This is a genomic window from Lacticaseibacillus porcinae (assembly GCF_003946305.1).
GTDB classification, from domain to species: domain Bacteria; phylum Bacillota; class Bacilli; order Lactobacillales; family Lactobacillaceae; genus Lacticaseibacillus; species Lacticaseibacillus porcinae.
Genome location: NZ_RHNS01000020.1, coordinates 46,133 through 55,374 on the forward strand (window position 1 = coordinate 46,133; position 9,242 = coordinate 55,374).

Sequence of the window (9,242 nt, forward strand, 5' to 3'; positions counted from 1 at the left end):
TCACGGACTTAAGGAGGTTATGTTTCGTGGCTAAAAAAGTAGCAAACATCGTTAAACTCCAGATCCCTGCGGGGAAGGCAACTCCAGCTCCTCCAGTAGGTCCTGCTTTAGGGCAGGCCGGGATCAACATCATGGGTTTCACCAAGGATTTCAATGCACGCACTGCTGATCAAGCAGGCATGATCATCCCTGTTGTGATCACTGTGTTCGAAGATCGTTCCTTCGAATTCGTTACCAAGACCCCTCCAGCAGCTATCTTGCTGAAGAAAGCCGCTGGCGTTGAACACGGTTCTGGCGAACCAAACACCAAGAAAGTCGCTACTGTGACTAAGGATCAAGTTCGTCAAATCGCTGAAACGAAGATGCAAGACCTTAACGCTGCAGACGTAGAAGCTGCTATGCGCATGGTTGAAGGGACAGCTCGTTCCATGGGCTTCGTTGTCGAAGGCTAAGAACTGTCCGGATCCTCGGCAAAAGTCGAGTGAATCAAGTGGAAGGGCTAAGGCCCGCTGACCACATTTGCAAGGAGGAAAATTCCCAAAATGGCTAAAAAAGCAAAGAAGTTTCTTGAAGCACAAAAGCAAGTTGACGCAACCAAGACTTACGCCCCAGCAGAAGCTGTCGCATTAGTTAAGGCCATCGACTTTGCTAAGTTCGATGCAACTGTTGAAGTTGCTTACAACTTAAACATCGACGTAAAACAAGCTGACCAACAGATCCGTGGGGCCGTTGTGCTTCCTAACGGGACTGGCCGTAGCCAAACTGTCATCGTCTTCGCCGAAGGCCCACAAGCCAAAATGGCTGAAGAAGCTGGCGCAGACTTTGTCGGCGGCGACGACTTGGTTCAAAAGATCCAAGACGGCTGGTTAGACTTTGACGTTGCGGTTGCAACGCCACCGATGATGGCTAAGGTTGGTCGTTTAGGCCGTGTCCTTGGTCCTAAAGGCTTGATGCCTAACCCAAAGACCGGTACTGTGACGATGGACGTTACCAAAGCTGTTAACGACATCAAAGCAGGTCAAGTGGCATACCGTGCTGATAAAGCTGGTATCGTTCACGCACCGATCGGTAAGGTTTCCTTCTCTGAAGAAAAACTTGCTGAAAACTTCAAGGCGATGAACGACGTGATCACGAAAGCACGTCCTGCATCTACCAAGGGTGTTTACATCAAGAGCTTGACTTTGACTTCCACCTTCGGGCCTGGTGTCAAAGTTGACGCCCAAGCTTTCTAATCAACTGATTACAAAGCAAAGCCATCATCGGGATTTCTCGGTGATGGCTTTTTTGGTGTCTTTAAAGACTCCGAGGGTTGGGTCTCACTCCGGTGAGCGGGATCATGGTCGTGCGGCCGGCTGCAGAAATCGGCAAAGTGCGCCGATGTTCTTACGCCTAAAATATGAACCAAAGAAAACCACTTTGTTTCATATTTTGCCGGTGAAATCTGCGCAAGCCGCCAAAATGCGGCGTCTTCCTTGATTTCACTGCCACGACCATGATCCCGCTCACCTCCATGAGACCCAAGCCTCTCCGTCAGTGAGTACTACGGGCAAAACGCCGGGTGTGGATAATATGATGATTGCCATTGCGTGATGAAAAAGTGTGGATAAAAAAGCTGACTCACAATTTCTGAGTCAGCTTGATAACCATCTATGCAGTATGGGCTTGTGGGTGTTGCGGTAATTGGTGGAATGGAATAAACGCTTGCGGGGCGCCATCGCTGAGGCGTCGTTCAAACCAATGGATGTCGACCCATTCGCCGAGTTTGTAGCCAACTTTTTCAAAATGGCCAACTTCAATAAAGCCTAAACGTTCGTGGAAATTTAAACTGCGCTGGTTGTTCCCGGTGACACAGGCCATCACAGTTTGGACATGTTGTTGCGTCAATAATTCAAATAATGCGTGATATAGTGCTTGACCGACGCCATGGCCTGAGTGGCCGACGTAAATACTAGTTTCCACGGTCCAGTTGTAACCGAGGCGCTCTTTGTAGCGATGGGCGTAGGCATAACCTAAGATGTCGCCGTTGTCGGCGCAAGCCACTAAGTAAGGGTAATCTGGCAAAGTGTCGACGATGCGTTGGGTGAAGTCGGCAATGGTCGGGACTTCGGTTTCTAAGGTCACGGTGGTATTGGTGACAAAAGGCGCGTAAATCGTCAACAAGTCTGCGCCATCAGTGGGTTGGGCGTTTCGAATATACATCACAGATCCTCCAAAAGCGATATGGTTTAGTTTACCGCCTGATGACTTGGCCGTAAATATCATAATCATTGGTGATTCTGTGACTTTCCGTGGTACGATTAGAATATTAATGATTTATGAGAGCTTTAGGGTAAGGAACTTGCGGGTTATAAACAGAAGTTAGCAAAAGTTGACTGACGCACCAAAAGGATTTTTATTTCAAAGCAGTCAGGGGGACCTATGAAAACTTTATGGCCGTATTTACGGCGTTTTGGTAAACCAGCGATCATCGCCACCATTGCGACGATCGTCTTGGCGTTTGCCACATTATGGCAGCCACGATTGCTGCAATCGATGATGAACGCGATCATTGCCAATGACCAGAAATCTGTGCTGCATTTAGGGATCTGGTTAGTGGGGCTGGCGGTATTAGGCATTGCGGCTGGGATCGTGAATACTTTTTATTCGGCGAAAACTGCTGTAGGCGTGGCGACAACGATGCGCCGCGATTTATATGCCCAAGTGCAAAAATTCGCTTTTGCTGATATCGAGCGATTTTCTGCCAGCAACTTAGTGGTGCGGATGACTAACGACGTCAACCAAGTTCAAGGGATGTTGATGTCAGTCTTTCAAATCGTGTTTCGGGTGCCGGTGTTGTTTGTTGGCGCCTTGATCTTGGCCTTGATCACTATTCCTAGGATGTGGTGGGTGATCGTGTTGATGATCGTGATCGTGGTGTTGATCGCGGTATTCGGCACCAAGAAAATGGGCGGTTTGTTTGCCAAGGTTCAAGCAGATATCGATGAAGTTAACACCATTGCCCGCGAGAACTTAATGGGTGTGCGAGTGGTGAAGTCGTTCAATCAAGAGCCGCAACAAATCAAACAATTCACCACCGCATCTGATCGTATGGTCGACATTACCGTGAAAATTGGGTACACCTTTTCTTGGATGATGCCAGGATTCTTCTTGATCGCCAACCTCACGTGTGTGTTGGTGTTGTTGCTAGTCGGCCGCAGTATTGGGGCCCATCCTAGTGACTTAGCCGCAGTGTCCAGTTTCATTAGTTATGTGATGCAACTACTCATGGCGATCATCAATGCCTCGTTTATTTTAACTGGGGCGACGCGGGCGTTTGTTTCCTTAGGGCGGATCGGGAAAGTCCTCGACCATGAACCTTCAATGGTATTGCCACAAGGCCCAGAAGAGAAACTCACTGGGAGTTTGGAATTCAATGATGTGACCTTTACATATCCTGGTGACACGGAACCGACATTAAAAGACGTCAGCTTCAGCGTCAAACCTGGTGAAATGTTAGGGATCGTTGGCGCGACTGGCTCTGGTAAATCGACGTTAGCCCAGTTGATCCCAAGATTATTTGATGTCGACCGCGGGACGATTCGCATTGGCGGCCATGATGTCCGCGACCTCAACGCGGCGACGTTGCGTGGCAATGTGGCGATGGTGTTGCAACGCGCGACGTTGTTTTCTGGGACGATCGCCAATAATTTACGGCAAGGCAAACCTGATGCGACCTTGCCAGATATGCGTTGGGCGGCAAATGTTGCGCAATCGGCAGAATTTATCGATCGCTTAGATGCGCATTACGACGCTGAAGTCGAAGAGCGCTCGGCGAACTTCTCAGGTGGTCAAAAGCAACGGTTGGCCATCACCCGTGGCGTTATTGGGAAACCGACGATTCTGATCATGGATGATTCCACGTCAGCATTGGATGCCCGCAGTGAACGTTTAGTCCAAGATGCGTTGAATCATGAACTGCAAGATACCACCACAGTGCTGATCGCTGAGAAATTGTCCGCAGTGATCCGCGCTGATCAAATCTTAGTAGTGGATCATGGGGAGATTGTCGCAGCAGGCACACATGCGGAATTGGTGAAAACCAGTCCGATTTATCAAGAAATTTATCAAACGCAACGGGCATTAGAAGGGAGTGAGGCACATGCGTGATTTTAAATTAGCGATGCATTATTATCGCGTGTACCTCGGGCGCTTCTCATGGTGGTTGCTTGCGGCAGTGTTTACAGTATTGATTTTTGCTGTGACTAACGCTGCGGCACCGATGTTTTTAGGTCGGGCGATCACTGCGTTGACCAATACGGTACAACATGGACAAGGCTTGACGCCATTTTACCAAAATGCCGCGATTTTAACGGCGTTGTATGTGGCATCTGACTTTGGCGATTGGTCGACTTCGATGATCCTTTCATGGGTCGGCGGCACCGCTACTGGCGACATGCGGACTGGCTTGTTCAAAAAAATGCAACGGCTGCCAGTGAAATACTTTGATACCCATTCTGATGGGGACATTTTAGCGCGGTACACGTCAGATCTGGATAACATTTTTAATGCGATGAATGAAGTGTTCGTCCAAATGTTTTATTCGATCTCCCAATTCATTGGGGCGATCTACGTGATGTTTGCCGCGTCGCAACAACTCGCTTGGGTGACCTTGGCCACGACGCCATTAGCTGCGATCATTGCGGTGGTCAACATTCGCCAAGCTAGTCGTGCGGTGAACTTGCAACAAGATAATGTCGGCAAGCTCAACGGCTACATCAACGAACAAGTCACTGGGCAAAAGGTGATCATCACCAACGGCTTGCAAGAAGATTCGCTAAAAGGCTTTGATGAACTCAATGACCAAGTGGCCAAAACCACTTTGACTGGGCAGATCTGGTCAGGGGTGTTACAACCGTTGATGAGTGGGTTGATGTTGTTGACCACTGCCATTGTGATCTTCTTTGGTAGTTGGTTGGTGTTACAAGGCAACTTATCAACTGGCGCGGCGTTGGCGTTAGTCGTGGTGTTCGTGCAATACGCCCAACAATATTTTCAACCGATCGTGATGATGACCAGTCTTTATGCCCAGATTCAATTGGCGATCACAGGCGCCCGCCGTGTCGCTGAAGTGCATGAGAACACTGAAGAAGTGCGACCGACTGACGGCTTGCCTGTATCGGCAGTCAATCAAGCACTGCGAGTCAATGATGTGCGCTTCTCTTACATTCCTGGCAAAGAAGTGCTTCATGGCGTGTCGTTTGAAGCGCGTCGTGGGGAAATGGTTGCGTTAGTGGGGCCGACTGGCTCTGGGAAAACGACGATCATGAACTTGCTTAATCGCTTCTATGATGTGGACTCTGGTGCCATTGAAGTCGATGGCGTCGATGTCCGCAAACTCGATCTCACGCAGTTACGTGATACAGTCGGGATCGTTTTGCAAGATCCACAGTTGTTCTCAGGCACCGTCGCGTCAAACTTGTGCTTCGGCAAACCTGATGCGACGCGCGAAGAAATGGTGTTTGCTGCTAAGCAAGCTTACATTCATGATTACATCATGAGTTTGCCAAAAGGCTACGACACACCGCTTTCTGATGAACAAAGCTTGTTCTCTGCAGGGCAAAAGCAATTGTTGAGCATTGCGCGGACGATTTTGACCGATCCGAAGCTGTTGATTTTAGATGAAGCCACGTCAAACGTGGATACAGTGACCGAAGCGGCGATTCAAAAAGCGATGGATAATGTGATCGCTGGCCGCACCAGCTTTGTCATTGCGCACCGTTTGAAGACGATCCTTGCGGCTGACCGCATCGAAGTCTTGCAACATGGCCGTATCATTGAAGCTGGCAACCATCAAGAGCTGTTAGCCCAAGATGGCTTTTATGCGAGCTTGTATAAAAATCAAATGGTATTTGATTAAACCGGTAGCGCTGATCATGTGGTCAGCGCTATTTTTGACGTCAAAATTGACAGAATGGCGATTGCTGATATGCTAAGCGCAAATTGGAGGGATCGACATGAGGACTTGGGCGTATCGACTATTCTTTGATCTAACCGTGGCATCGAAACAAGAATTATATGAAGCAAACGCAGTGGTAGGGACTGCATCGCTGTGGGCAAAAGGCGTCTGTCTCGTCGCGTTTATTGTGTCTGCGTGGCGACATCCCGGCTACAGGTGGCAATGGGGGCAGTGGGTGATCGCAGTGGCGTTGATCGATTTACTTTATCGTCGGCGAGTGGATCGTGTGAGTGTGGCGGAGGCTGTGAGTTTAAATTTATTGCGTCGTAATGCGATTGTGTTCGGGATGTTTTGGGGAGGATCAGTCGCTGTGGGTGCAGGGTTAGTGACACATCAATGGGGGATGACGTTAGGATTCGGTGTTGCGATGATGGGTTTCGTAGGTTTGGTCAGTTACGCGAGACATCGGGAAACGAAGCTCAAGGCATTAACATCGTCGCATGTGCCTTATCGACGTTGGCGGCAATGCTTGTATCGTTGGGTATTGGGGTTAGCTGTGCTCGATGAAGACGCAGTCAAACAAGTCGATGATCGCTTCGGACTCGCGTTAATTGGGTTACAACTTTTTGCTTATTGGTGCATGGTGGGACCGGGGATCTTGCTAATGAATGCAGCAGATTGGTGGATCGGGTTGATCAGCGGGGAGGCGATCATCATAGCAGTGACGCAAAGTGTTGCGAACTCTGGGTTAGATCAAGAAATTTATCATGAGGCTGGGGCCTTTTATAAACGGCGGCGGCAATTATTCATTTTACAGTTGGTTGAGATGCTGTTGTTTGCTGGGATATTAGGCAGTGTGGCGTGGTGGCATAGTCATGATGGGTTGTTGACGGGGATGAATGTGGTAATCGGCATTGGGATCGCACGGTCAACTTACACCAATCGCCGCGGAAAGATTTTTCTAGGTGCAAAACATTGACGCATTTGCTATGCTTCAGCTAAAGAGGTGAGCGCACATGCGCTGGTTGTATTGGGTGTTGTTTGACCTAGAAATTATGAGTGACGAACAAATGCAAAAAGCCAAGCGTGTGATCCCTGTGCAGGTGTTGCTAGGCTTTGCCGGGTTAATGGTGGTGATGGCAGGGGTGATCGTGGCTTTTGCCAATTGGCCTTATGTGGTAGCGGCTGCGTTATTCCTGACGGTGGCAGTGTACATTGCCTATGTGATGGTCGCCAAAGTCGGCACCTTGAGTGATCAAAATCCGAGTCGTTTCTTGCCTAAAGACTCTAAGCAATTTAAATGGGTGAAGCGCGGGATGTATGTCGGGCAATTGTTTTGGTTTCTCAAAGCAATTAAGCTTCCAGAACTGGGCATGCGCGCAGCGTGGTTAGTGGGCTTAGCGATCATTTCGTTGGCATGGTCATGGTATCAGTGGCAGCGGTTGAATCAGCGACTACACGTCAAAGCGAAATAAATTGGGCAACCAATATTTTTGTTGAGAAAAGCAAAAGTGCTTGCAAATCGACAACTGTCAATATAAGATTAACTTGTACTTGAGAACAAATGAATAAATCTGCTCACCTCGACCTTGATTTGCATCGGTTGAGGACGACCCGTACACAGAGGCGATTCTGGTCTGCTGTGGCGGGTCGTTTTATTCTCAAACGGATTGGCGCTGATCTTCCCTCAAACCATCATCGCCGGTGTGTGCAATGTGCGCCTTAAACGGCAATAGGTTTTGCAGGCGGGTCATCGAATTGATGGCTTTTTTGCGTGAAATGGAATTGAAACTATTTCACAAACTGTGAATCCTTAATCAAAAAATTCACGATATTAAATCAAAAACGTCGATCGCGCGGGCAAAGGCATCGTGGTCGACGAGAAAGTGAGCCAGTTATGATCAGATTCTTCGGGCAGCCTAAATATTCGCTCAACGACCCCAAAACCTTGATTGGCTACGAGTTCTTATTACGCGAGTGGCATGGCGACCACTGGCAAGTGACAAGCGACTTCAGTCAATATCAAGCCGCTGACATTGTTGACTTGTTAGACCAGACTTTGGCGGTATTACCAAAAGATCTCCCATTATTATCGTTTAATTTGGATCAAGCACAATTCGTTGATCCAGCTTTTGAACAAGCTTTGGCAGAGTTACATGTGAAGCGGCCGGTACATTTAGTGGTGGAGTTGACGGAACATGATGACCATATTTCGGTAGAAGCATTGAGCCAAGCCGCCTCACATTATGTGGCATCAGGTTTGCGAGTATGTGTTGATGATGTCGGCACTGGTGCCAACACACAAGCGTTAGTCGCAGCTTTGGCACCTTATGCCAATGAATATAAATTTGCATTGCAAAACTTCCGCGCCACTGGCACCACCAAAGAGGCCATGCCTTTCTTAAAGTTCTGGCGTGATCTTGCCGCCAAAGAACATAAAGTCTTCGCCTTGGAAGGGGTCGAAGATCAAAGCGACTTGGATATTGTCGCTGAATATGCGCCTGATGTGTTGCAAGGGTATTTCTACGGGAAACCGGCATTGATCCAAGTGGCGTAAACAAGTTATCCTTTGTGGGTGGCTTTTTAATTTGAAAAAACTATACCAATTTAATGAATCAGCAAAATTCAGTCGTACGTTGGAGGTTAGCGCTTTCATTCTAATGATGTCATAAGAGGTTTATTCGTATTAATGGGGTTGTTCATGATCGCCGGTTTAAGTGGGGTGGTTCAGCGTCGCAATAGCCTCGGAAAATAAATTCGGTTGATTTTGCAAATTGTGTATTATTTATTGGGTGACAATTATTAATAAAAAAATACATACGATTGTAGCCGTTTTTAATGTTTGAATGCCGTTTTGTCAGCGAATGGCTTGATTTTTCAAACAAATTCAGGAATTACCCCACAAATACTGGGATAAGCAGAATTAATTAAATCGTAAAATAATTATCGGAAAGTGTGCGGATCCTTTGCGACAGGAGGAAACAAAAATTAATCGAATTTTTTTGAAAAAAGTAGTTGACCTTTATACAAAGATTAGGTATATTATTTCTTGTAAGCAATCGATTAGCGAGATATACCAATTTAATTTAACTGCTCACCTGATCAAGTTTCACGATCAGGACGACCCGTCTGTTGGAGGCAAATGCCTCGCAACAAGGACGGGCCATTTTTTTCTTCACAGTACTTAACTTAAAAACTAGTCAATTAACCTTTGGAGGATTGATGTGAATCCATTAGGTTGGACAATTAAATAACTTGGTTATGCAGCCTCTTGAAGGGCAAGTTGTCGATATGCAATCGGTGACTT

Annotated in this window: 8 protein-coding genes; 7 read left to right on the forward strand and 1 reads right to left on the reverse strand. The window is 47.6% G+C overall.

What is annotated here, in order from left to right; genetic code table 11:
* Positions 1-26 precede the first annotated feature (26 nt).
* Both rplK and rplA read left to right on the forward strand, forming a co-directional pair.
* Entirely contained in the window at positions 27-452 is a 426-nt protein-coding gene (gene rplK, locus EKM92_RS12025) for a 50S ribosomal protein L11 (protein ID WP_125711125.1), read from the forward strand.
* A 90-nt stretch (positions 453-542) separates the two neighbouring features.
* Entirely contained in the window at positions 543-1,232 is a 690-nt protein-coding gene (gene rplA / locus EKM92_RS12030; RefSeq protein ID WP_056963318.1) for a 50S ribosomal protein L1, read from the forward strand.
* Between the two features lie 415 nt (positions 1,233-1,647).
* Here the strand turns inward: rplA and EKM92_RS12035 are convergent, their stop codons facing one another.
* The gene (locus EKM92_RS12035) at positions 1,648-2,199 is read right to left on the reverse strand and encodes a GNAT family N-acetyltransferase (RefSeq protein ID WP_125711127.1); all 552 of its coding nucleotides are present in this window, start codon (positions 2,197-2,199) and stop codon (positions 1,648-1,650) included.
* Between the two features lie 219 nt (positions 2,200-2,418).
* On the opposite strand from EKM92_RS12035, the gene EKM92_RS12040 reads away from it, so the two are divergent.
* The 5 genes from EKM92_RS12040 to EKM92_RS12060 all read left to right on the forward strand — a co-directional run bounded on the left by EKM92_RS12040 (position 2,419) and on the right by EKM92_RS12060 (position 8,492).
* Positions 2,419-4,146: an ABC transporter ATP-binding protein gene (locus EKM92_RS12040; protein WP_125711129.1), complete on the forward strand. Its 1,728-nt coding sequence runs from the start codon at positions 2,419-2,421 to the stop codon at positions 4,144-4,146.
* Positions 4,139-5,896: an ABC transporter ATP-binding protein gene (locus EKM92_RS12045; RefSeq protein ID WP_125711131.1), complete on the forward strand. Its 1,758-nt coding sequence runs from the start codon at positions 4,139-4,141 to the stop codon at positions 5,894-5,896. The genes EKM92_RS12040 and EKM92_RS12045 overlap by 8 nt, the downstream gene beginning before the upstream one ends.
* Before the next feature lie 97 nt (positions 5,897-5,993).
* On the forward strand, positions 5,994-6,914 hold the full coding sequence (locus EKM92_RS12050) for a hypothetical protein (RefSeq protein ID WP_125711133.1): 921 nt from the start codon (positions 5,994-5,996) through the stop codon (positions 6,912-6,914).
* A 37-nt stretch (positions 6,915-6,951) separates the two neighbouring features.
* Positions 6,952-7,410 (forward strand): hypothetical protein, encoded by a 459-nt coding sequence (locus tag EKM92_RS12055; protein ID WP_125711135.1) that lies wholly within the window; start codon positions 6,952-6,954, stop codon positions 7,408-7,410.
* A 422-nt stretch (positions 7,411-7,832) separates the two neighbouring features.
* Positions 7,833-8,492, forward strand: a complete 660-nt coding sequence (locus EKM92_RS12060; RefSeq protein ID WP_125711137.1) for an EAL domain-containing protein — start codon at positions 7,833-7,835, stop codon at positions 8,490-8,492.
* Positions 8,493-9,242 lie beyond the last annotated feature (750 nt).

Excerpts from the sequence above, each read along its gene's own strand:
- rplA (WP_056963318.1), top strand. The coding sequence starts at position 543 with ATGGCTAAAAAAGCAAAGAAGTTTCTTGAAGCACAAAAGCAAGTTGAC.
- EKM92_RS12035 (WP_125711127.1), bottom strand. The coding sequence starts at position 2,199 with ATGTATATTCGAAACGCCCAACCCACTGATGGCGCAGACTTGTTGACG.
- EKM92_RS12040 (WP_125711129.1), top strand. The coding sequence starts at position 2,419 with ATGAAAACTTTATGGCCGTATTTACGGCGTTTTGGTAAACCAGCGATC.
- EKM92_RS12045 (WP_125711131.1), top strand. The coding sequence starts at position 4,139 with ATGCGTGATTTTAAATTAGCGATGCATTATTATCGCGTGTACCTCGGG.
- EKM92_RS12050 (WP_125711133.1), top strand. The coding sequence starts at position 5,994 with ATGAGGACTTGGGCGTATCGACTATTCTTTGATCTAACCGTGGCATCG.
- EKM92_RS12055 (WP_125711135.1), top strand. The coding sequence starts at position 6,952 with ATGCGCTGGTTGTATTGGGTGTTGTTTGACCTAGAAATTATGAGTGAC.
- EKM92_RS12060 (WP_125711137.1), top strand. The coding sequence starts at position 7,833 with ATGATCAGATTCTTCGGGCAGCCTAAATATTCGCTCAACGACCCCAAA.